This is a genomic window from Bradyrhizobium liaoningense (assembly GCF_018130955.1).
GTDB lineage: Bacteria > Pseudomonadota > Alphaproteobacteria > Rhizobiales > Xanthobacteraceae > Bradyrhizobium > Bradyrhizobium liaoningense_C.
Map to the genome: position 1 here is coordinate 26,329 of NZ_JAFCJM010000048.1, position 24,559 is coordinate 50,887.

Below are 24,559 nucleotides of genomic sequence, written 5' to 3' on the forward strand. Positions count from 1 at the left end.
CGCCAAAACTCCTGATCGGCATACCTGCCGGCGCTTCCTTGCAATCAGCCCGGAAAGGCGGCTCCTCCGCTTGGCGCGCGCGTCCCGGCCTCGCAGTCAAACGTTCTCAGTAGATGCCTCCAGCAATCGGGTCACACATCGTTTGCGCTGCTCGTGCGGCTCTATCGCGCAATATCGCGGCTTCCGCGAGGTTCGCTCGCATCCCGGTAAAGACAGCGATAAGGATCCAACAGATGCCCCAAAAGTGCACCATGAACCCTAGAAGAACGATCGTCGTTATGACAATTCCGAGCGCCACTGATAGCCGTCCCTCTTCGGGAGTGAGGTGAGGCGATTTGTCAATCGAGCCGAGCCAGCATGCGCTGGCAATTGTCAAAAGGATCAACGCGCTTCCGGGAATTCCATACGACATTGCGGTCGCAAGCCAAAAGGCATCCACGCTCGAACTCACGAGCGCGCCGTGCGACTGCCAATTCCAGTCGCCGTTCAAACCAATTCCGAAGATCGGCGAACCGAGGACCACAGGTCCCCCCGTGTCCCAGATCGCTTGACGTGCCCAGGCCGCCTCCGGGCTTACTCCGCTAAGTCGCACAAGCGTTGCGACAGGACTGCCAGAGAAAGTGAAGACAGTAAGGAGCACGACGGTCACAGCCAATCCAACTAACTTCCATCGAGCTGTGAAGCGAGGGCTTGCAGCATAGAAAATCGCCAGCGCAAATCCGATCACATAGCCCAGCAACGGACTGCGCGCCTGCGAAAACCACACACCGATGAGGGCGATGCCTGCAATACCCCAGCCGAGTACCTGGTGCCTGAACGTAGTGAAGGCCACGATCCCGAACCAAACGCAAACAGCACCGAACAATATCGAATGCTCCAGCGGCCCCATGGCGCGAACGACACCGTCCCGATAGAACGTGTCAGCCTTCATCGCTAATGGCCCATCATAACTGAGCTTCGCATAGCCGGTAATACCTTTGACAAACTCATAGGTGAACAGCTTGTCACTCAACGGGTCGAGAAGAGCGATGCCGACAATCAGAATGATCAGCTTGCAGGAGAAGCGTGCGAGCCGCACGGAACTGTCGACGGGACCGAGAAGAAACCGGAACGTCAGGTATGCACCCGTGAATTCAATTGTCTCGATTCCAGCCCCTTTAAAGCCCGCAAGACCATCAGTGACCGTGGCAGCCAGCATCATCCAAACGCCCGCAAGCGGAGCCAAGATGTCTGATGGGACGCAGACTACAGCTCCCGTGCTCAGGCGCCGGGCCAGCTGCTGTATCGCGGCGATGGAGAAAGCAAAAATCAGAACCCGAGAAACCGAGAGGCGAAAATCGCCGACGAAGAAAGACAGGCCTTCGGGCAAAAAAATCGCGACCAACAATAGCTTCAAATACAGTTCCGTCCCTGAGCGCGAGGCGCGCGCAGCACGCCCAACTGGACCCCGCCGCCGATCGTACAGATAGGTGAGCTCAAAACCCGAATTCAATTCCAAGCTTTTGCGGCTCAACGCGAATACCTCTAATGTCTGGGACGTTCCGCAAACCAGCAGCGCTCAAGACCGAGGCGCCGCATCAAGCGACGGTTCCCTGCCAAGAAGCGTTTCATTTCATCGTCTCCAAGGGAGTAGCCAGGAAGTCACGACGTAGCCGGCTCGCTACGCTGGGCGAAATCAGCGCATAAACCAGCGCCTTGTAATAGTGCGGATCCGCGGGGTGCAGACATGCACATTGCCAACCCGTCCTTAACGCCGACAAGCGACGGTTTGACCGACGCCAATCCAGCACGCTCCTTATGAAATGGGCGGCGAGGTTGTTGTCCAGCAAACTGTTGCGAGACCGCCTGTAGCCGCACATCGCATCCGCGCATTCCTGCTCAAACCGCAAACCGCGCCGCTCGCACGCTCGCCTGAAGACATCGACCTCAAACCGCTTGCGCCACGTTGGCGCACGTCGGCTAAGTGAATTGGGAAGAATGCGGTAGGCGTAAAGGCACTCGCCCAAAACGATCATCGGATGCACCTCCCCGATTCTCCATATGTAATCGCAGGTCTCGGCAACCTTCAATGACGGCTCGAACCGCAGATCGCCAACCAATGACATTCGAAACATTCCCGTGGGATCAAGGGCAGGCATTTGAAAGGCCCTGATCTCGGACCGGCAGTCGCCCTCGCTCTTCGGCGCAAAAACGGGGGCCATGAACCTCTCGTTAATGATGAGCTCGTTACCGCAAAATACGGCAGCCAAATGCGGACTGTTGAGCAGCGCACGAACCTGTTTTTCAATTCTCGTTGGATGGCTGATGTCATCCGCGTCTTGAATTGCGTAAAACTCGCCGCGGATCCGATCGAGCGCTCGATTGACAGCGACAGGCTTGCCTGAGTTAGCTTGATGGATCACGCGAACACGCTCATCTACCAGCAAATCCTGAATTGAACTGAAACAGCCGTCCGTACTGCCATCGTCGACAATGAGAATATCCAAGTTTCTGTATGTCTGATTAATTATGCTCAACAGCGAAGGCCGAAAATACTTGCCTGCGTTGTACACGCACATCACGACAGTGACCAAGGGGCCTTCAACCATCCCTTCAGCCTTGGGCGGATGTGCCTGGGACATCACGAAATGCTCCTCGTCAATCGAGTCCAACACGCTAGCGCCTTCTGCAAGACCCTCCCAGTTCGCTCGGCAGACCTTTGCACGATGCCTCAGCGCGCTGGCCAAGAATGTCTTTTTCGAATTCCGTCAGCGATGCCGTCCGCACGCACATGGAATTCCAGTTGCTCACTGTCTGTCTGCGTTCTGCGTCCTACGCTGCGTCCACAATAGAACTCGGCGTCATCGCAGGCGGCATGGCACACCGCCTGTCAGACCCGAGACGATGCTTCGTGCCCTGGATCAAGTCGGAAGGCTCCTCGCCGCCCCAACATAAATAAATCTATTTTAACTTTCAATTGCCGTCCAATTAAATAATCGCGCTGACCGTCACCTCGGTTAACTTAACATATGCAGATTTAATTTGGACACGGAAGAGGAGCCGACACACGTATTGTTCCCGGGGCGTGGATCGCCAGATCGCAGCGAAACTCGGCCGTAACACTAGCCTCGCGAGCCGCGCCAGCCTTCCTCCTTCCGGGATTCGACCGGCAAAGGCCCGCGTTTGCACGATTTACCCCCTGCTGGCGCAGTGTGCGCCGCACTCGATATCCGCGAGTTTCGGTTAACTTCTAGAGCCTACTCCCTCGAAATTCAATTAAACACGAAAATCAACCGTCCAAGTTTGGACAGAGTCGCTTTTATTTTGTATATTATATCCCCGTGCGACAACCGACCCCGGGCATTATTCGGCATTCAGTTAAACCTCATGCTGGTGCGACCGTGCCCCGGCGGGAACGATTGGCGGGGCATATGTTGCAAAGTGACAGGATCCATGACCCGATCAAAAGGGTTGGGCGGAGCGATCAGGCCGAAGGCATCGGCAAGCTCGTCAGTTTTGCCGCGGCTATCATGGCGACGACACTATGCCCGCTACGGCTTCTCCGATGGCTGAGCCGGAATTCGATCTCCCGTTGTGGTTAGGTGCTCGCGATGATCTGTAAAGCTTGCTTGTCAGACGGCAAACATCGCCATCACGTGTTTATTGAGATGATGTTTGGCACGAGAGAGCGGTTTGACTACCAAGAATGTAATGATTGTGGGACGATCCAGCGCCTGTCGGATGTCGCCGATGAGGGTCGCCTTTACCCCGATGGGTATTACTCGTTCTCCAAACCTTCGCGAAATTCGCGAGTTGCCGCAATCAGGGACGCGCATGCTCTCGGCACCAAGAGCATATTGGGAGCCGTGGCGTCCTTTGTGAGGCACGACCCCGTCGTAGCGGTCATCGGGTGTTTTGGAATTGATCCTAGCTCTCGGGTGCTGGACGTCGGCTGTGGGTCTGGGAAACTTCTTCACAGAATGTCTGCCGCGGGGTTCAAGAACCTTACAGGAGTCGACCCCTACATTTCCAAACCAACATCAGGTGCCGTGACGATCCAGAAATCTGATCTTCAGACCATGTCCGGCGAGTTCGATTTCATCATGTTCAATCACTCCTTGGAACACGTGCCTGAGCCGGACCAAAGTCTTAGCAATGCAAGAAAGCTACTTGCGCCCGGCGGCCGCATTCTGGTTCGCATCCCAACTTCGTCCTCGCATGCATGGAGGGAGTACGGCCCGAACTGGGTGCAACTGGATGCGCCGCGCCACGTCGTGATCCCCTCTCGCAAGGGAATGAATGCACTGGCAGAGCGCTGCGGCTTGTGCGTCAGACAATCAATTGACGATTCTACTGCGTTTCAGTTCTGGGGAAGCGAAATGTACCGGAACTCCAAGCCGCTCGCATCATCCGGACCAAACGATGTGTTTAGCCGCCGGGAGTTGAGAAGGTTTGCCAAAAGAGCGGCAAAGCTAAATATCGAACAACAGGGAGATCAGGTTGCTTTCCTGTTGAACGCGGCTTAGGGCTGGACCATCGCAAGCGCCAAGCCGAGGCTCGGGCGTTGAAGTGCCAGGGCATGAGAGCGTTTATCCGAGAGATCGGCCAACCCTGCGCGATCCGCTCGAGAGTTTGTATTCCGGTAAAGCCGGCCAGATGGCGTCCAGATCGCGACATACCCAGCAAGACTGTCAGGTCTTACCGACATCGCACTTGGGCACCGCACGTTACCCTGCGGGAGCGTGAGAGCTGGAAAGGGCGGAAGAGAGCTCGCCCTTCTTGAAATCGATATAAGTAACCACCTTGCTCATTGAAGTAGAAAGAGCGCCGTGTGAATATTTTTCCAGAACTATATTTTCGGCCCTCGCCACCAGCGCGTCATAGGTCCTTTCGTCGCTCAAAGTTCGATACGCCTCACAAAAGCTATGGCCATCATCGAACTCCAAGAAATGAACGCCAGAGACGACATCCAATCCTTCTACACCTTTCCTTGTAGAGATAACGGGTCTATCCAAGAGTGCTGCCTCCAAAACCTTCAACCGCGTTCCGCTCCCCTCGAGTAGCGGGACAATAACCGCTCTACAATCCTTGTAATACTTGATGACGTCAGGCACATCGGCATGCAACTCGACTCCCTTTGTTCGAGCACAAGCTTCAATTACCTCTGGCAATGGGCACCTTCCAACAACCAAAAGACCGGCGTCGGGGTACACATTCCTGTAGTGCGGATACACGCTCTCCAAAAACCAGAGTAGGCCGCTGACATTGGGCTGATAGTGAAGCGCACCAATGAACAACAAAATGTGCCGCCTGCTGAACCCGCTCTCAATGGGGAGTTCGCCTGAACCTCTCATCCCCAGCGTATTTGGTACAACGAAGATGCTCTCAGAGGCCTGTTCACCCCACAGATCTGACTTATCCTTCTCGGAACATACCAAGCAGGCGCCAAAGACCGTCACACAACGAGTTTGATAGTAAGCCAGAAGCACCTTGTTTATGGTGCGGAACAGTATCCTCAAAGCATTATTCGTCGGAGTAAACAGCGTATCATAGAGCGACCGGGTTAGTACGTCATCGATATCAATGATGACCTTCCCTTTCGCTATCTGTGACAAGCCGAAGAACCCGGCAGTATTCCGGAGGTACCGCACGAGCACATAATCGTAGCCGCCAAGCTCTATTAGAGCGAACAGCTTTTCCATCGAGGCATTGCTGTACTCTCTGACAGGATACGGAAAACCACGAACCGAAATTCCGAACCGTCCCCGCAAACTTCTAGGGTACTCGAGCTTCTGCAAGCAATACTTCCCGGAAAATATGTCATCCTTCCCGAGATATTCGTCCGCTCGTTCCGCCTGTACGGGACCGGAGCGCAAATCCGAGAGATACGCAATATCGACGGGCCCAAGGCTAGCAAAGTACCTTGCTAGATTCATGGTTCTGATGTCAGCTCCAGACCTCTCAGGCAGAGGAAACCTGTCGCTGATCACGAGAGTTTTCTTCATCGAACATTCAGTACTTAAAAGAGTCGGTTAAACTTGGAAACTGATCTCGCAATCAGCCACGCACCAAATGATCTCGAGCGGATCGCAGACACTCGCGAACTAGCCGGCCTGGACCACCGAATGAAAGAACAACCAACTTTAAAAACACCGGCAACATAAACGGCTTCAGCTTCAATCCCTTCAAGTAATATGATCTCGCTGATACAAAATCGCCCCTTGAGTAATAGAGATCAGCCAGCGCCACCATGATGCGTGAACGGATCCACGCCTTCTCCTGCTCGTTGTAAGGACTGCGATTGAGCGTCGATTCCACCTGCTCGAAATCTATAGTGGACCAAGATGTCTGGCCCATCCACGCATAGGGTTTAGAGGCACAATGCTTGGCATAGAAGTTGGCAAGCGCATCCAGACAGGCCCTGTAAACTGTCAGGGCGCCTTTTTCCTTGGCTGCCTGCGATATCATCGTGATCACGGCCAGCTCGGAATGCCAGCAGATATCGATCCTTTCTCGAGTAATGGCGTTTGTCATGCTGAGCTCATGCTCTCGATAACACACCATCGGCTCTGCAAAATATGCGACGTCATAACTCAAGGAAAATAGTAGCCACAGGTACCAATCGCCGCCCCATATGAAATCGACTGGAATTCCCGCCCACACCACGTCGACCGGGTAAAGGCTCAATTTCTCGTAACAGTCGCGTCGGACAAGCACCGACGCAGCCAAAATTGCATTTCCCTTTATTTTGAATGAGTGCTTGATGATCTCCTCTCCCCTGACAATCACATCAATGTCGCCATAGGTCGAGTAATCTATCACTCCACCTTCTTTCCCACCTTTCAGGCTAATCCCTGGACAGAAGGCAAGGCCGACCTCCGGATGATTTTCCAGGGTTTCGACGTATCTTTGCAGTATGTACGGTTGGCGCAAGCGATCATCAGCCGATAGATGCCAAACATATTTCCCTCGACTTAAAAGTATCCCCTTGTTGTAATTCCGGAGCGCTCCCAGGTTTTGCTCGTTCCTGACATAGGTAACTCGGCTATCTGTGAATGTTTTGGCGACTTCTTCCGTGTCATCTGGAGAGCAATCATCCATGATGAGGATTTCAAAGTCTTCAAAGGTTTGCGAGAGAATGCTGGCGACACATTCGGGCAAGAGAGCCGCCAGGCGGTAACAAGGAACGATAAAGCTAACCAGCGGCTTTTGCATTACAACCACTCGCCTATTGTGAATCTTCACCTAAAAAGCATAAGCCGCAACTGACTCGATTACGCGCCCTGTAGAACGCGCAGGGCGTCGCCGGCTTCGTCGAATGCGGCCTATTGCAATGCATAGGCCTGGAGCTCCCTCCGCAGCGCGCAGGCGACCCGTTCCTGATCTTCCTTGCTCATCTGCGCGTAAATTGGCAGCAGGATCGAATTATCCTGTGCGAGCTCCGACTGCTTCAGGTCGTGGCGCTGCTTGTCGTTCGCGTACGGCGCTTCCCGGTGCGAGCACATAATGCCGCGTCGAGTCGCGATGCCCTGATCGAGCATCCTTTGCATGACGGTGCGCTGGTCGACGCGGTCCGGCAGCCTCACGCAATAGCTCTGCCAGTTGGACCGCGCCCAATCGGGCTCGGCCGGCAGTCTCAGGCCTTCAAAGTTGCCGAGCAGTTCTCCATAGCGCGCCGCGATCGCGCGGCGTCGAGACACCAGTTCAGGCAGCCGCTCGAGCTGCTTGCGTCCGACCGCGGCCTGTATATCGGTCATCCGGTAGTTGAAGCCGACGACCAGATAATCCTCGAAGATCACTTGCGGTGAACCGTGCCGCACGATGTCCGGAACGCTCATGCCATGCTGGCGCAACAGCCTGAACTTTTGGTCGAGCTTGGCATCGGCGGTGGTGAGCATTCCGCCCTCGCCGGTCGTGATCACCTTGCGAGGATGAAAGGAGAAGCAGGCGATCTGCCCGTGCGGCTTGCCGATGCGCTCCCAGCCGCCGTCCACCCGGATCTGGCTGCCGGCGGCGCAGGCCGCATCTTCGATCAAGATGATGCCGTGGCGATCGGCCAGCGTGGCGAGGGCTGCCAGATCGCAGGGCATGCCCATCTGGTGGACGGCAATCACCGCGCGGGTGCGCGGGGTGATCGCCTCCGCAACCCGGTTGGGATCGATATTGTAGGTGCCTGGATCGATGTCGACAAAGACCGGCGTCGCGCCGCAATACCGGATGCAATTGGCCGTGGCGATAAACGAGTGGCTGGCCGTGATAACCTCGTCGCCAGGCCCGATCTCCAGGGCGGCGAGCGCCAGATGCAGGGCGATCGTGCAGTTGGACACGGCACAGGCGTAAGGGGCGCCGACCAGGGCCGCAAAGTCGCGCTCGAAGGCGGCCACCTGCGGGCCCTGCGAAACCCAGCCGGAGAGCACGGCTGCGCGCGCCGCATCGGCCTCCTCCTCGGTAAGCAGCGGTAATGCGATCGGAATCACGGGGCTATCGCCCTCCTGCTGGCGCAGCCGCCGAAACCGATCCGCGCTCGAATGCAGCCCATGCCGTCATGGGAAATCATGATCCGCGCGAAGACATCAGCTCCGTTGTGCCTGCCGGCCCGCTGGCCGAGGGGGTGGATCAGCTGACCAAACTGTCGCGGCGGTCCGACTGTCGCGACAATCATAGCACCGCGCCTGTGTAATGGGGTCCATCGGGTCGCGCCAGATGGGGCCACTGCGTCAACCAGAGGTCTGCGCAATGGCCAATTCGGTCTCCCGACATCGAAAGCTGCTCGATGTTGGCGATGCTGTCGAGCCAGATGGTGCGCGCACCCATCATTTGTCCGAACCGCAGCGCCAAATATCCCGGAGCGGCACCCGTCGAAACGACGATGTCCGGCTTTTCATTCCAAACGATCCAGGCGATTCTGCGCGCCGCCTTCAACAGCGCGATCTTGGTCCACCGGTTGGCATCATTGACAAGGTAGAATTTGTGGTCGGGCACCTGCGCGCGATAGGAGTCATGGACGGTGACGAACGTGACTTCGCAATGCTCGAAAGCGGGTTTGATCCGCAACAGCTGCACCCAATGGCCCCCACCCGAAGAGACCGCCAGCAGTTTCGGCCGGATGCCGGATGACCGCGGTGTGCCGTTGTTCAGCGACGTGTTGCGGTGAAAGACCGGGCTCCGCATTGGCTGGCCTCCCTAGAACGGTGCAAGCCTCGCAAGCTCCCATGACCGGATCGGGCGCCTCGAACCGCCTGCATTTAATGTTTTAAATTCGATTTAAATTAACAGGCGGTCATTTAAAATCAAGCGATTTATATGTCCCGGCGTCCGATTTTCGTGTAACGCGACCCAGCCGAATTACAGCCTCATTTGATTGAATCTGATAGTACCGCACGGGAAGTTTCGTCGCGTTGCCAGAGTTGAGCTCCACGTCCGAAGCCTCTGGTCGCCTTGCACCGGGCAACGATGTTGACACCACAATAGATCAACAATCCTGGCCATAAGCGAGGTTCTTTGAACAGTGCAATGAGCGTCCGATTATTTGCCGCTCCTTTGTTTGCGCGCAGCTCGGGAAAGCGCCGGGCGAGCTCGAATGTTCCCCTATAGGCACGAGTTCTGACGGCGATCAGCTGCAGCAGAGAGCGGGGGGCGAATACCGTGGACCTCACGCTGGGCAGCGTCTCGCGCTCTTCGCGTCTGAACTGAAGTCGAACATAGGTATCATCAGCAGTGATGTCTGGAAATTGGCCGAACCGCCTGCGTCCCGCCTGGGATAAGGCGTAGACGCCGGAACCGCCGATTCCCTCGCTCGAAGATGGCAACCGCGACCGCACTCCGAAGTATTTGCGGACGAGCCAGGAACAGCCCGCCAGATTGATGTCGGCCGTAGGCGCCACCGCCAAAACGTCACCTTGATCAAGGCGTCTTGCCAAGGCCAGAATGGCATCAACGGTAATGACGATATCGGCGTCGGCATAGATCCGCGGAAATACGTCCGCGATTTGATCACCGAGGTTCAGAGCGTGGGTCTTCCCTGCTATCTCCGATTCCACGACATTGACCGTTGGGCCGAAACGCCGGGCGACGTTCGCAGTGTCGTCTGTACACCCGTTGCAAACGACGACCACACGGATCTGGTCCGAAGCTGGGTTGCCTACCCATTGGCTCAACGTCCGTGCAATCACAGAACTCTCATTGTGTGCTGGGACGACGATCGAAATCATGGCTGGCCCGGTCGGAATCGATCAGATTTGCGTACCTCTCTGAGGCTGCCACAGCTTCGGTCAGTCTCATCGCGGTGGTTCAGCCTCACAGGCTGATGACTATGCGTGGGTGCGGCGCAAGCATCGACCGCGCCGATTAAAGCGGCAAACCCGTTCTCACTGCCGTCTGCGACCCCCCGCGAAATCCAGCCGGATGGCAGGCCGCGCGTTCCGCCTCGGCCTCGAACACCGCCACGGCCAAGCGGACAGGACGGCTGGGCGCGCCGCTTCGGTCTCTGGATCCGCAAGCAGCGGCGCAGCGATCGGACTCACGATGCCGCCGCCTGGCGCTGATGGTCCGAAGTGAGCTCTCGTTCGGATCGCCACCATTTCACGAGGTCGGCGAGCCCCTGTTCCAGCGAAACCGTGGTGCGGAAACCCAGCAAACGCTCTGCCTTGCCCGTCGATGCCAGCCGCCGCGGCACCGGATTAACCGAGCGCTCCGGCGCGAATTCGGGTGTCAGACTGCGGTGTCCCATCACCGACGCAAGCACCGTAGCCAGCTCGGTCAGGCTGGTTTCAGTACCACTCCCAACATTAAAGACCTCATCGGTAATCTTTGCCCTGGCTGCAAGGATGTTGGCACGCGCGATGTCGCGGACGTGGACGAAATCCATGGTCTGACGGCCGTCACCAAAGATAATGGGAGGCAGTCCGGCTTCCAGCCGCTCCATCCAGCGGATCAAGACCTCGGTGTACCGTCCGTGGATGTCCATCCGGCTGCCATAGACGTTGAAATACCGGAATGCCACATAGTCGAGGCCGTATGCATCGTTGAAGGCGCGCAGGAGCCCTTCGTTAAACGCCTTGGCGGCTCCATAGAGAGTTCGGTTATTGTAGGCATTCTGCCGCTCTGTCGTCGGAAACTCCTCGGCCATGCCATATACGGATGCCGAAGACGCCGCGATGATCTTCTCAACATCGTGCTTGATACACAGCTCCAGCAGGTCGTAGGTGGCATCCACCATGACCTCCTTGGCCAGGCGTGGTTCGGCCGCACAATGAGTGATGCGGAGCGCGGCCTGGTGAAAGACGATGTCGGCAGCCTTGACCAACGCTTCCATCAGCTTGCGATCGCGAATGTCGCCGTGAACCAGTCTCACCGGCCCACGCCCGAGCGCGCGCCGGAGATTCTCGGGCCGGCCTCTGATCATGTTGTCGAGGGCAACAATCTCGATGCAGCCCTCGTCGCAGAGCAGATCAACGATGTGGGAGCCGATGAATCCGGCCCCGCCGGTGACCAGAACGCGTTTTCCCTTGAGATCAATCAAGACGCTCTCCTGTTGTGGGACCATGTCATGACGCTTTGTGGATGCTCCACCCGGGTGGCTGCGCTAGGCTGCTGTGCCGCCGCACTCCTCAATGTTCCGACAACCTCGGCCGCCCGTTCCGGCGGCAGCTCCGGATAAATGGGAAGAGAGAGGAAGTCGTTCGCAAGCTTCTCAGTGACGGGGAGATCACCGGCGCGATAGCCGAGTTCCGCATACGCTCTTTGCAGGTGCACCGGTACGGGATAGTGAATCCCGGCGCCAATTCCGGCATCACGCAACAGCGTCAGCGCGTCGTCGCGTCGCTCCAATCTGACTGCATAGACGTGATACACGTGGCGGGCGTACCGAGGCGGCTGGGGACGTGCGAATGGGAGATCAGACAGCAGCGCATTGTATCGCTCAGCCAGCGAGCGACGCGCTTCCGTCCAGCGCTCAATGTAGTCCAGCTTGACGTTCAGCACCGCGCTCTGGATTTCGTCCATGCGATAGTTGTATCCGGGGATGACGTGATCGTATTTCGCTTCCTGCCCCCAATCCCGCAGCAGTGACACGCGGCGTGCGAATTCAGGCCGGTCGGTGACGACCGCCCCACCCTCGCCAAACGCTCCAAGGTTCTTGCCGGGGTAAAAGCTGAAGCATCCCAGATCGCCGATCGAGCCTGCGCGACGTCCGCGATATTCTGCGCCGTGCGCCTGCGCGGCATCCTCGATGACGACCAGCCCGTGACGACGCGCGATGGCCATTATCGAATCCATGTCGGCCATCAACCCGTGGAGGTGAACTGGCAGAATCGCCTTGGTTCGCGCTGTTATCGCAGCTTCGATCAAGTCGGGATCCATCGTCCATGTTACCGGGTCAACGTCGACAAACACCGGCCTGGCGCCGCTGTAGAGAATGGCCGCAGTTGTTGCGACGAACGTCATGGATACCGTGATGACTTCGTCACCGGGGCCGACACCCGCCGCCAGCAAGGCAAGGTGAAGCGCCGATGTGCCACTGTTCACCGCGCGGCAATGGGCGGTCCTGCAATAATCAGCAAAGCGTTCCTCGAAGGCTGTGACCTCGGGTCCGAGCACAAAGTGCCCGCTGCTGACGACCCTCGCCACCGCGGCGTCGATTTCCGGCTTGATCTGGCTATATTGCGCCTTCAGATCCAGGAAGGGTATCAAGATTCAAAACCTTGGATTGGACTGAGATTATATCTGACATTTAAATATAATTGTGCGATTTAATCAAGAATTAAATTCAGGTCGGATATATTAACGGCAATATTCTATCCGGAGCGCCCTCTGAAAAGCCGCGACCGCTCAGGACCGTGTCTTCAGCTGCGGACAGCACCCGGGCGGGCACTCCGGCGACGATGGCGCCGGGTGGAATGTCCTTCGTCACCACCGCACCCGCGCCTACGGAGGCCCCCTCTCCGATCGTCACACCGCATAGAATGGTGGCGTTCGAGCCGATGGAAGCCCCCCTCCCGACGTGAGTGCGCTGAAGTGTCCAGTCCGAAGCCTGCTGAGGGCGACCATCCGCGGTTGTTGCCTTCGGATATTTGTCGTTCGTGAACATCACGCCGTGACCGACGAACACTTCGTCCTCGATCGTGACGCCCTCGCAGATGAAGCTGTGCGACGATATCTTGCAACGCGCACCTATCTTTGCCCCCGCCTGGATCTCGACGAAGGTTCCGATCCTGCTCTCGTCGCCAATCTCACAGCCGTAAAGGTTGACCAGCTCAGGGTGAAATATCCTGACGTCACGGCCGAGCTTTACATCCTTCGTCATAGGCATAGTTGCTCTCCGAGATCATGCCGAACGCGATAGACGCAGCCTCGGCGCACCCCGGAGGAGCCCGCCTGCAGCATGGCGAAGCTGATGCAGCAGCGGATGGCCGGTCATTATCAATCCGCACCACCAGCCGAGCCCGGCAATGGGAAACGACAGCATCAGGCCGGTCAGGGCCGTAAGCATGCCCGTCTCGGTCAACGCGGCACAACCCAGCACACCAGGGGCCATAGCGAACGTAACCAGGACGCTTTTCAGCGAGGCGTGGAAAAACTCTCCTGAACTGAAGGCCAGATGCCGCCTGAGGAAATATATCACCACGGCTGTCTGGAACGGCAGCGTCACGAGGGCCGCGCCCGCGACAGCCTCTACGCCGAAAAACGACGCGCACAGAACGACCAGAAGCGAAGGCGGTAGCGAGATAAGCGAAGAGACCAGTGCGTCGCGCACGCTTCCAACCGCGAGGAACACGGGATAGGTCAGGCAAGCCGCAAATACCGCGAGATTTGCAATGCAGAGAATGCGCACCAGGGGAACTATTTCCAGCCACGTCTGCCCAAGCCAGACCAGAACAATCGGCCGAGCCATGAGCGCGATAAAAATCAAGAACGGCCACTGCACAGCCGAAAGGAGCTGAATGGCCTCGAGATAGACAGCTTTCAGATCGGCCCCTGCCCTGCGTTGTGCGACAATCGCCGGCATAATGACGGGATTTAGAACCTGCGCGATCAGCCTGTCGAACATTTGCGTCAGGTTGGTAGCCCGGCTGTACAGACCGACAGAGCCAAAATCCAGGATTTTGGCGAGCAATAGCTGCGGCGCGAGATTGTAGAAGAGATTGATGATGCTGACCGCGCTGGAGTAAAGACCAAAATTGACAACCTCGCGATGTTCGAGCAGCGAGGGACGCAGGGCGCTCCAGTCACGATGACTGGCAAGCAGCATCCCCGTGAATACGATGCTCCCTGCCAATCCGCCCCAGATCGGAGCCATGTAGCTGAATCCCGCCATCGCAAGCGCGATCGATGCGAGGGCTGTCGCTGCTCCGGTCGCCAGGTTGCATACGGCCAGCGTGCCGAATTTCATATCGCGGCGCAGCAAAGCAGATATTGTCCCGTGAAACGGGACTAGAATAAAGTTCAGTGCTGACACCTCGATGCCCCTTTTGAGAGTGTCCTGGGCGAAGAGCTCCGAGAGCGCGCCCGCAAGTACGAACAGCACAAGTGCAATCGCTACTGAGATTCCGAGCGTGATGGTGAAAGCGGAGCGAACGTCCGCCGTGGACAATTCGCGCTTCTGAATCAGATAATTTCCGCCCCCAAACTCAAGAAAGGATGCACCAATTACCGTCGTGATAGCACTGACGACTGCATAGACTCCGAATTCTGCCGGCGAAAGCAGGCGAGCGAGGATCGCGGTGGCAACGAAGGCTAGCACAACGCTGCCATAACGGTCGGCCGCCGAAAACAGGATGGAACGTTGTACCGAATTCATCGCGAGACCGTCGCGCTGTTCGCGGATAGAATGTAGCCCGCCAATGATTCAGACCGTCGCAGTCGCACGTTCCGGACTCCTGTACGGCTGCCGTTTCAGCAGGACCGGTTTGCCGTGTTCGGCGATCGAGCGGGATGCAGCCTCCAAGACCTCGATCACCCGCAGTCCGGACATGCCACTCGAAATCGGTCGCGTGCCGCTACGCACGCAATCGATGAAGTGCTCGACCTCGACCTGCAGCGCTTCCTTGGGTGAGACGTGGGGCGCCCACATATCGCCAGCCCGATAACCGATCCGGAATTGATGGGCGTTGTCGGAGGGACCGTCCACGGTGATACCCTTGTCATACACCTTGATCTTTTCCGTCGGCTCAAGATCGTCATAGACGATCATTTTCTTGCTGCCTCCGATGAACGTCTGGCGGACTTTGATTGGCGAGAGCCAATTGACGCTAATATGGGCCACGCATGCGCTATCGAAGAACAATGTGATATGGGCCATGTTTTCCGGCGAGCCGACCACATGGCACGATCCTGTCGCCGAAACCGCAACGGGCTTCTCATCCAAGATATAGTGGATGATCGAAATGTCGTGCACCGCTAAGTCCCAGATCACATTGACATCGCTCTGGAACAGGCCAAGGCTCGCGCGCGTGCTGTCGTAGTAATAGACGCTACCAAGCTCTTTCTTAAGCAAGAGCTCGCGGATTTTCCGTACGGCTGGCGTGTAGACGAAAGTGTGGTCCACGCTCAGTATCAGACCACGCCGGTCCGCCTCGTCGATCAGGCGTCGGGCCAAGTCCGAATTTTGTGCAAGCGGTTTCTCGACCAGAACGTGCTTGCCCGCCTTGAGTGCGGATAGCGCCAATTCATAATGCGTATGAACCGGCGTGGCGATGGCCACGGCATCGACGGCTGGATTCTTGAACAGCTCGTCGTAACAGGACGTCGTGATCACGCCCGGATAAAGACGCTTGCTGGTCGCGAGCTTTTCCGGATCAAGGTCGCTTACACCAACCAGACGTACCGAAGGATGAGCAGCGAAATTGCGGACCAGGTTCGGTCCCCAATAGCCGTATCCGATAACCCCAATTCCAACTGTGTCGTTCGACATAACTGCACCAGTGATTAAAAATCGCGTGAGATGTTGAATTGTCTTGATTGACTCGATAGCTCCGGCGATAGCCAAACTGCTGGCCGTATCCGGTCAAAATGAACGCGGACAGACACGCAGTGTGTCTCGGACATTCCAGGTCATGATCGCGATGGATGCGTGTAGCTTCATATTAACCGCCTAAGCTGAAGCGCTGTTAGGGTCGAACATGTCCCGTTTCGATAAAGGTCCGAATTGCCAGGATCAGCTGTGGCGATGCTTCACCGCCGAGGCGTTCGCATCGATTGAGGACATCCAGATGATCCAGTTTGTCGGCTAGTTCCCGCTCCTCGAATGCGACCTCAATACGACCCTGTGCGGCGAACTGTTTTGCCGTTGCGATCTGATGATCGTTTCGGTGTTCGCCCAGGCTCGCACGACGTGGCATGACAATGATTCGTTTTCCAAGCTCGAGGGCGGTGATAATCGAGCCCATGCCTGCATGAGCGATCACCAAGCTTGCCGCCTCGACGCAATTTCTGAATCCGCTCGGGTCGATGAATCGTTCGGTGCGGATGTGCTTGGATGGATAGTTTGATGGCCCGATCTGAGCGAAAACATCGCTTCTTGCGTGTGCGCCGGCCCATTCGTCGACCGTTCGGATCAGACGGTCAAATTGTACTTGCGTACCGACTGTTACAAAAATCATGACGCGGGTCCTTCATAGATGCGGGACATGCGAACAAGGTATTGGTCCTGACGTACCGCCACCACGCGCGCCCTGGCTCCTGACGAATGCGATACAGGCGAGGTCGAATTGCTGCGCGCGAGCCGACGCCCGCTGCGCTGCGCCTGCGAGGACGTCGAACGCGCCGCCCGGCCCACGGCCGCGCTCGCGAGATCGACGGTCTCGGCCATGCTTCGAGTATCGACGGGGCATCCCAACAACCACGCGCGCATCGCAGCTCCTGCGAGGAAATATGATTATTCGACTTGATTGAATATCTTGCTATTTAATTATTATGCGATAATACCGAGTAAATAGTTATTTTCAAGAAATTATCTGATTATAATTTTAAAATGCGCAACCCCTTGCAGAAGCAGGCTATTCGGAGCAGACCATAGACAACAGTTCTGGAACCGGCCTGTCGCAAGACGGATGACCTGGGATCAAACGGGTCATGATCTCGGCTCCGCACTGAACTAGCCAAGCGCGCTTAACGCATGCCTGTGCAGTCTCGACGCGCAGAACCTTCCCGCGATCAGTCCGGTCCCGCTCGTAGAAGGGACTTGCTGGGCGAGGAACATCCATCCGGACGATAGATGTGCGGCCAGTGGCCACGTTCGGGCATCCAGCACCAAGCCTCAAAGGCGTAGTTCGAATTTTGCGAGCCCGCCTCGGAGGAGGTCAGGAGTCCGACACCGGCATTGGAACTGATCTTCGGTGAACCGGCATCTCCGCTGAACTGCCTAGAGCATGATCCGGAAAAGTGCGTAGCGGTTTTCCGAAAAGATCATGCTCAAACAATGAGCTAAAGCGCGATGGAGATTCAGCCTAAAGGCCATCGCGCTTTAGTACTCCCGGATGCTTTCATCCAGACCGCGAAGCAAGGGGTACAGGAAATAGGAAATCACGGTGCGCTTGCCGACTTTCAGTTCGGCCGTCACCGCCATACCCGGAATTAGTTGAATACGCTCAGGCGGCAGCCGAAGGTGCGTGTCGGACAAATCGACCAGTACGCGGTAATAGGGAGCTGGCGCGCGGCGCGCACCTTCGGCCTTCGTATCCGGCGAGAACGTGTCCTGACTGATGACCCGGACTTCTCCCGTTGCAGTTCCATATTTCTGGAAAGGGAACGCTTCGAACTTGATCCGGACCGCTTGTCCAAGCGCCACCTGACCGATATCCCGCCCCTCGACGTTGACTTCCGCCTGAAGAGGCACGTCCCGCGGAACCAGGACAAACAGCGTTTCGGCTTCGCGAACCACCGAGCCGACTGTCCGGTTTGCGATATCGAGCACCACGGCATCTGCCGGCGCCTGCAGGACGATCAACTGTCGACGAAGCTCGGCCTTCTTCAATTCCTCTGCCGCGCTATTGCGCTTCGGCAGCGTCTCCGCCAGCTCTTGATAAGTGGTACGACGAAACTCCTCGGCGAAGACCTTCTGGTCAGCACGAGCCTTGTCCAGCCGATGCGTCGTATCGGCGATACTGCCGCGAACGCGTGCCAAATTGCTCTCGACCTCGAGCCGTGCATCGCGAGACAGCAGAAAATTCAGCCGCGAACCGACCTCCTTGTCCATCAGCGTGGTGCGCATGGCTTCAATTGAACGCATCGTGTCGAGTCGCTGAAGGAGAACCGCCTCTTCGTTCTGCGCTGTTTTAAGATTGGCTCGAGCGGAAGCGATCTGCGCGTCGTAGTTCTGGATCTGCGCCTCATAGGCGACCCTCCTCTGCAAGAACAACTTGCCCTGCAGGATCTGGTCCGCATTCCCGAGCTCCTTGACGGTATACTCGGTTCCATCCAGTTCGGCGCCCAGGCGATCGATCGACGCGTCGAATCCAGCCACTTTGCCGCGCAATTGATCGAGATCCGCCTGCGAGAACGTCGGATCGAGGGTAGCCAGAACGTCGCCGCGGTTGACGCGATCACCGGCCTTAACACGGATCTCGCGTATGACCGACGTTTCCAACGGCTGCACGACCAGGTTGGGATGTGTCGTGGTCAATTTTCCCTGGGCGGTGACGATCATCTCCACTTGCGAAACGGATGCCCAGGTGACCGCGAAGGTAATCAGTGCAAGTACGCAGTAAAGGGTGAGACGCGCGAGCCGCGGCGGCGCTTGCTGCTCGACCTCGGTTGCATCGGACTGGAATTCGGCGATCACTGGCGCTCGCCTCGGCACTGGCCTGAACAGCTTTCGCCGTCGCTCGACCGTTCTGGCGAGGACCAGACCGTCCGGCTTCGCATCCGAACGTGATTTCCTTGTCTCCTTCATGCAATCTGCTTCATCTGTTGGTTCCACAAATGCCTGTAGATGGTGCATTTCGACAGGAGGTGGTCGTGGCGATCCACGTCGACGATCCGGCCGCGGTCCATCACCAGGATCTGGCTTGCTTCGGTCAGCATTGATAGCCGATGCGAGACGATGATGACGGTGCGCCCTGCCGCCAAACGGCGGAGATTGCGCCTGATGATCATTTCGCTTTCGGAGTCGAGGGCACTCGTCGCTTCATCGAAAATCACGATCCGTGGATTGACGATCAGAGCCCTCGCAATCGCGAGCCGCTGCTTCTGTCCGCCGGACAGGTTCGAGGCGTCTTCCTCGAGCATGGTGTCGAAGCCACGGGGCAGCCGCTCGATGAACTCGTCGGCGCCTGCGAGCTGCGCCGCAGCGACGACCTCGGCAAAGGTCGCGTCACGTTTCACGCAGGCGATGTTGTCGCGAACCGTACCGCGAAACAGGAAATTGTCCTGTAAGACGATGCCGAGGTTTCGGCGCAGATGCGCCAGGTCGAGCTCCCGCGAATCATATCCGTCGATACGCAACAGCCCCTGCTGCACCGGATACATGCCCGAGATCAGCCTTGTGAGGGTCGTCTTGCCGGAGCCGCTCCGGCCCACGATCCCGAAGATCGAACCTGGCTCGACAGCGAAGGAGACATCATCAAGCGCCGGCGCTCCCTCAGCTCCGTAGCGAAAAGAAACGCTCTCGAACTCGATCTTGCCGGCGAAGTCGGGCCGCAGCCCATCTTTCCTACCATCACGCTCAGGCTTCTGATTCATCACCTCGCCGAGCATTTTCACGGCAAGAGCAACTTCCTGGTACTCGTGCACCATGGTCACGAGTTGGACCAGCGGTCCGGAGACCCTCCCGGCCAACATGTTAAAGGCGACGAGCGCGCCGATTGTCATCTCCCCAGAGAAGACATCGAGTGCGCCGACAGCGATAATCCCAAGTGTCATGATCTTCTCGAGAAATCCGGTGAGCGCCTGGGCGCCTGCGGAGATCTTCTCGACACCGAATCGCATGGTCACCGACTGTGCACAGCGGCTATCCCAGATCCTGCCCTGCAAGGGCTCCATCCCCAGCGACTTCACGGTGCGCATACCGTGAACCGTCTCGACCAGGAGAGCCTGCCGCGCGCCTTCCGCCTGGTAGAGATCGTAAAGACGACGCCGGAAAGGACCCATGAGCAGGCCTATAACAGCGCCGCTCGTGGCAGTGAAGGCCAGAACCATGAAAGTCAGTTTGACGCTGTAGAGCGCAAGTACCGGCAGGAAGACGAACAACGAAAGCACGTCGAGGGTCGTCAAAAACAGGCGCCCGGTCAGAAACTCACGAATCCGCGCCGCTTGCTGCATGTGCTTGACCAGGACACCCGCGGCCATATGCTCGAAAAAAGTGACCGGCAACCCGAGGAGATGACCGAACGTCTTTGTAGCAACTCGAATGTCGACCCGATTGGTCGCATAAAGCAGCAGGTAACGCCGTAGAAAGCCGAATATCGCGTCAAAGATGAGTGCGACGGTCGCCCCTGCCGCGAGGACGTAGAGCGTGGTGAAACTCTCGTGAACCAGAACTTTGTCGATGACGAGCTGGAAGAAGATCGGGATGACGAGGCCCAACGCATAGAGCAGGATGGCGGCAATCGCGACGTCCCCAAACAGTCGCCATTGACGAAGCAGTTCCGGTACGAACCACCGGAGGCCGAAACTCCTCCGACCATCCTGTGTCAACTGCCCGCGTTTGACCAGGATCGTGTCTCCGGCCCATTGGGCACAGAAGCGGTCCCGGTCGACAACCAAGACCTCGTGCTTGCGGTCGGCGAGCGGGTCGAAGACGCTGACGACCTCAGCCCCCTCAGCTCCCCGCCCCGCGGCAAGAACAACGATCCAGTTGCCATTGGCGAGCCGAACCAGCGCCGGATAGGCCTCTCCGAGACGAATCAGCGCGCCCCAGTCCAGTTTCGTGCTTCTGGCGCGCAGGCCTGCATCCTTGGCCATGCGCAACAGGAGATTCAACGAGAGCGGCGCGGCCACGGCGTAGGCGTGCTTCAGACGCTCGACCGGCAGATCGATGCCATGATGACCGGAAATCTTGGACAGGCATTCCAACGCCGTCTGCGTCGCCAATTCCGGCGCGTCCGCAACCCGGTCCTCCGCGCCGCCAGCGGCGTCGATTTCAGCGGAAATTCGAAGAGACATTCAGAGACCGTGTGTTGGGCGCAAGCGCATCACGTCCACCCGCACCGTTGTGCGACTCAGCTGGCTGATTCCGCCGGACCACGCCCGCATCAACCAGGCCCTGAAGTGCCTTCTGCATCACATCGACCGAATTGGCGAAGGATTCGACCGAAAAAATCAGTCGCTGAGAGAACACTCGTTTGGGAACGTTGTTGGCGTCACGCTCCGTCGGTGAAAGACTGACCAGATCGATGCGGACGATGGTGCCGCTGACGGTAATTTCTTCGATTCCATCGGTATAAAGTTCGGCGTGCATCTTACGTCTCCTATGCTGCTAGCTGAGGTCTGAATAGTACGTCCACCGCGTAACTCGTCGCATTGAAAGTGTTCGTCGGGAACAGACTATCGGTCCCGTACGCGTAGACGCCGTTGCCGCCGCTGGACGAAGACGACGGAGCCGTTAGCGGCCCGCTCGTGACGGAACTAGCAAAGAGGTTTGGATCCGAAGAATAACCTCCCGCACTGTGGTAGGACGCAACATAGGTGGTCCCCGCAGCGATCGTCACCGGAGTGCTGAAGTTGACCTGCTGCCAGCCACTCGCCGTTTCATTGGTGAACGTGGCCGTCGCCAGAAGCGTGCCGGTACTGCTCCACAGATCGGCAACGTGCGTCCCCGTGTTGGACGCTCCCTTATAGAAGCGCAGTCCGATGATATCACCCGAGGTGGACGCCTGGAATTTCATACCAACCTCAATCGCCTTGCCATCGTTGGCCGATACAACACTCGGCGTGGGATTGGAGCTGAACAGGCTAACGACGTTGGACGATGGGGCATGCACCGTCACGTTGACGGAGGCGCTTGCAGTGCCGCCCCGGCCATCTGAGATGGAGTAGTCGAAAGAAGTCGACCCGGTAAAGCCGCTCGCTGCCGTAAACGTCACCGAATTGTTCTGGGCGTTGAAGCTGGCGGTCCCATTAGCGGCACCGCTCACGCCAGTAATCGTCAGAGCGTCCCCGTTCGGATCGGTATCGTTGGCAAGCAGTGCCGTCCCAGCGATAGTGAAGGGGATGCCTTGAGTGGCGTCGAAGCCGCTATCATTCGCAGCCACCGGCGGCTGGTTGCTACCGCCGGAGCCGTTGAAGACGACGTCGACCCAGTAGTTGCTGGCGTTATACGTGCTGGTTGGGAACAGATTGCCGGTTCCGTAGGCATAGAGGCCATTGTTGCTCGCAGGAGCCGTGAGCGGACCGCTGGTGCGAGCGGTGGTGAAGTAGTTGGAGGTGGAAGCATAATGACCATTGCTGTGAAAGCTCGCCACGTAGGTCGTGCCGGCCGCGATGGACACGGGATTGCTGAATGCGACGGTCTGCCAGCCACTGCTGCCCTCATTGGTGAAAGTCGCGCTCGCCAGTAGCGTGCCGGTGCTGCTCCACAACGAACCCGTATGAGTCCCGGGGTCATTTGCACTCTTGTAATACTTGATGCCCGTGATCGTGCCTGCCACGGAGGACGTAAACCGCACGCCAAGATTGACTTGCGACGAATCGGAACCCGACAGGATGGCCGGCGTGTCCGAGCTCGAGAACAGGCTCACGGTTGAGGGCGTTGTCGTCACCGTGAGATTGAACGTCTCGCTGGCTGACAGACCGCCGAGATCGGTGGCCGAGGTCCTGACGCTGAGGGTGCCAGCATCGGTGGACGTTGGTGTACCGCTGAAGGTCCGTGTCGAGGCATTGAAGGTCAGCCATGCGGGAAGTGCCGTGCCGTCGGCGGCAGTCGCTGTGTAGGCGAGCAAATCCCCGGAATCGACGTCGGTGAAGGTGCCCGCAGGCAGCGTCAAGGAGAATGATGTACCGATTGTCGCGGTCTGGTCGCCGGTCTGGGCGGCCAGCACCGGCGCGTCGTTGGCGCCATGAATTGTGACGGTGAGCGTGGTCGATGACGTGGCGCCGGCGGTGTCGCGCATCGTGTAATTGAAGGCATCGGTGAGCGTGTCGGTCGACAGCCGCAAGGCCTGCACGGCCGGATCCGTCTCGGTGACCGTATATGTGAAGGTGCCCGAGGCATTGAGCACGAGGCTGCCGTGCGCTCCAGACAGCGCTGAACCGAGTATGCCGCCGGTCGAGCCGAAACTGACGGCGGTGACCGTCTTGGTATCGCCCGCGTCGGGATCGGTATCGTTGGTCAGCACGTTGCCAGTGGCCGCCGTACCACCGGCACTGTTGTTCACGCCGCCCTTCTCGGTGGCATCACCGGCGTCAGCAACCGCGGTTGGTGGCGTATTGTTGGGATTGGAGGAGCCGTTGAAGACGACGTCGACCCAGTAGTTGGAGGCGTTATACGTGCTGGTTGGGAACAGATTGCCGGTTCCGTAGGCATAGAGGCCATTGTTGCTCGCAGGAGCCGTGAGCGGACCGCTGGTGCGAGCGGTGGTGAAGTAGTTGGAGGTGGAAGCATAATGACCATTGCTGTGAAAGCTCGCCACGTAGGTCGTGCCGGCCGCGATGGACACGGGATTGCTGAATGCGACGGTCTGCCAGCCACTGCTGCCCTCATTGGTGAAAGTCGCGCTCGCCAGTAGCGTGCCGGTGCTGCTCCACAACGAACCCGTATGAGTCCCGGGGTCATTTGCACTCTTGTAATACTTGATGCCCGTGATCGTGCCTGCCACGGAGGACGTAAACCGCACGCCAAGATTGACTTGCGACGAATCGGAACCCGACAGGATGGCCGGCGTGTCCGAGCTCGAGAACAGGCTCACGGTTGAGGGCGTTGTCGTCACCGTGAGATTGAACGTCTCGCTGGCTGACAGACCGCCGAGATCGGTGGCCGAGGTCCTGACGCTGAGGGTGCCAGCATCGGTGGACGTTGGTGTACCGCTGAAGGTCCGTGTCGAGGCATTGAAGGTCAGCCATGCGGGAAGTGCCGTGCCGTCGGCGGCAGTCGCTGTGTAGGCGAGCAAATCCCCGGAATCGACGTCGGTGAAGGTGCCCGCAGGCAGCGTCAAGGAGAATGATGTACCGATTGTCGCGGTCTGGTCGCCGGTCTGGGCGGCCAGCACCGGCGCGTCGTTGGCGCCATGAATTGTGACGGTGAGCGTGGTCGATGACGTGGCGCCGGCGGTGTCGCGCATCGTGTAATTGAAGGCATCGGTGAGCGTGTCGGTCGACAGCCGCAAGGCCTGCACGGCCGGATCCGTCTCGGTGACCGTATATGTGAAGGTGCCCGAGGCATTGAGCACGAGGCTGCCGTGCGCTCCAGACAGCGCTGAACCGAGTATGCCGCCGGTCGAGCCGAAACTGACGGCGGTGACCGTCTTGGTATCGCCCGCGTCGGGATCGGTATCGTTGGTCAGCACGTTGCCAGTGGCCGCCGTACCACCGGCACTGTTGTTCACGCCGCCCTTCTCGGTGGCATCACCGGCGTCAGCAACCGCGGTTGGTGGCGTATTGTTGGGATTGGAGGAGCCGTTGAAGACGACGTCGACCCAGTAGTTGGAGG

The 24,559-nt window shown here is 58.0% G+C and carries 18 protein-coding genes; 1 reads left to right on the forward strand and 17 read right to left on the reverse strand.

The window, feature by feature from the left end:
* Positions 1-106 precede the first annotated feature (106 nt).
* A complete protein-coding gene (locus JQ632_RS29070; protein WP_212406074.1) occupies positions 107-1,513 on the reverse strand; it encodes an O-antigen ligase in 1,407 nt (468 codons plus the stop codon).
* Positions 1,514-1,607: 94 nt separating this feature from the next.
* Complete coding sequence (locus JQ632_RS29075; protein ID WP_212406075.1) at positions 1,608-2,726, reverse strand: glycosyltransferase family A protein; 1,119 nt, start codon at positions 2,724-2,726, stop codon at positions 1,608-1,610.
* 864 nt (positions 2,727-3,590) lie between these two features.
* Here JQ632_RS29075 and JQ632_RS29080 point away from each other — a divergent pair.
* Entirely contained in the window at positions 3,591-4,505 is a 915-nt protein-coding gene (locus JQ632_RS29080; protein WP_212406076.1) for a class I SAM-dependent methyltransferase, read from the forward strand.
* A gap of 201 nt (positions 4,506-4,706) precedes the next feature.
* Here JQ632_RS29080 and JQ632_RS29085 read toward each other — a convergent pair whose 3' ends face one another.
* The 15 genes from JQ632_RS29085 to JQ632_RS29155 form a co-directional block, all read right to left on the reverse strand.
* Positions 4,707-5,984, reverse strand: a complete 1,278-nt coding sequence (locus JQ632_RS29085; protein WP_212406077.1) for a glycosyltransferase — start codon at positions 5,982-5,984, stop codon at positions 4,707-4,709.
* 52 nt (positions 5,985-6,036) lie between these two features.
* Positions 6,037-7,194 carry a glycosyltransferase gene (locus JQ632_RS29090; protein ID WP_212406078.1) on the reverse strand — a complete coding sequence of 386 codons (1,158 nt, stop codon included), beginning with the start codon at positions 7,192-7,194 and terminating at the stop codon, positions 6,037-6,039.
* 110 nt (positions 7,195-7,304) lie between these two features.
* Positions 7,305-8,456 carry a DegT/DnrJ/EryC1/StrS aminotransferase family protein gene (locus tag JQ632_RS29095; RefSeq protein ID WP_212406079.1) on the reverse strand — a complete coding sequence of 384 codons (1,152 nt, stop codon included), beginning with the start codon at positions 8,454-8,456 and terminating at the stop codon, positions 7,305-7,307.
* A gap of 181 nt (positions 8,457-8,637) precedes the next feature.
* Positions 8,638-9,150 (reverse strand): UDP-N-acetylglucosamine--LPS N-acetylglucosamine transferase, encoded by a 513-nt coding sequence (locus tag JQ632_RS29100; protein WP_249152606.1) that lies wholly within the window; start codon positions 9,148-9,150, stop codon positions 8,638-8,640.
* Between the two features lie 182 nt (positions 9,151-9,332).
* A complete protein-coding gene (locus tag JQ632_RS29105) occupies positions 9,333-10,190 on the reverse strand; it encodes a glycosyltransferase family 2 protein (RefSeq protein ID WP_212406080.1) in 858 nt (285 codons plus the stop codon).
* A gap of 308 nt (positions 10,191-10,498) precedes the next feature.
* Positions 10,499-11,500 carry an NAD-dependent epimerase/dehydratase family protein gene (locus JQ632_RS29110; protein WP_249152607.1) on the reverse strand — a complete coding sequence of 334 codons (1,002 nt, stop codon included), beginning with the start codon at positions 11,498-11,500 and terminating at the stop codon, positions 10,499-10,501.
* Positions 11,497-12,669 carry a DegT/DnrJ/EryC1/StrS aminotransferase family protein gene (locus JQ632_RS29115; RefSeq protein ID WP_212406082.1) on the reverse strand — a complete coding sequence of 391 codons (1,173 nt, stop codon included), beginning with the start codon at positions 12,667-12,669 and terminating at the stop codon, positions 11,497-11,499. Before JQ632_RS29115 ends, JQ632_RS29110 begins: the two co-directional genes overlap by 4 nt.
* 76 nt (positions 12,670-12,745) lie before the next feature.
* Complete coding sequence (locus tag JQ632_RS29120; protein ID WP_212406083.1) at positions 12,746-13,288, reverse strand: acyltransferase; 543 nt, start codon at positions 13,286-13,288, stop codon at positions 12,746-12,748.
* A 15-nt stretch (positions 13,289-13,303) separates the two neighbouring features.
* Positions 13,304-14,776 (reverse strand): oligosaccharide flippase family protein, encoded by a 1,473-nt coding sequence (locus JQ632_RS29125; protein WP_212406084.1) that lies wholly within the window; start codon positions 14,774-14,776, stop codon positions 13,304-13,306.
* 48 nt (positions 14,777-14,824) lie between these two features.
* The gene (locus tag JQ632_RS29130; protein ID WP_212406085.1) at positions 14,825-15,889 is read right to left on the reverse strand and encodes a Gfo/Idh/MocA family protein; all 1,065 of its coding nucleotides are present in this window, start codon (positions 15,887-15,889) and stop codon (positions 14,825-14,827) included.
* A 196-nt stretch (positions 15,890-16,085) separates the two neighbouring features.
* A complete protein-coding gene (locus JQ632_RS29135; protein ID WP_212406086.1) occupies positions 16,086-16,577 on the reverse strand; it encodes a glycosyltransferase in 492 nt (163 codons plus the stop codon).
* Positions 16,578-17,440: 863 nt separating this feature from the next.
* Complete coding sequence (locus JQ632_RS29140; protein WP_212406087.1) at positions 17,441-18,757, reverse strand: HlyD family type I secretion periplasmic adaptor subunit; 1,317 nt, start codon at positions 18,755-18,757, stop codon at positions 17,441-17,443.
* Positions 18,758-18,864: 107 nt separating this feature from the next.
* Complete coding sequence (locus JQ632_RS29145; protein ID WP_249152609.1) at positions 18,865-21,078, reverse strand: peptidase domain-containing ABC transporter; 2,214 nt, start codon at positions 21,076-21,078, stop codon at positions 18,865-18,867.
* The gene (locus JQ632_RS29150; protein ID WP_212406088.1) at positions 21,056-21,373 is read right to left on the reverse strand and encodes a hypothetical protein; all 318 of its coding nucleotides are present in this window, start codon (positions 21,371-21,373) and stop codon (positions 21,056-21,058) included. Before JQ632_RS29150 ends, JQ632_RS29145 begins: the two co-directional genes overlap by 23 nt.
* 10 nt (positions 21,374-21,383) lie before the next feature.
* Positions 21,384-24,559, reverse strand: a 3,176-nt coding sequence (locus JQ632_RS29155) for a DUF4082 domain-containing protein (RefSeq protein ID WP_212406089.1), incomplete at its 5' end; no start/stop codon positions are given.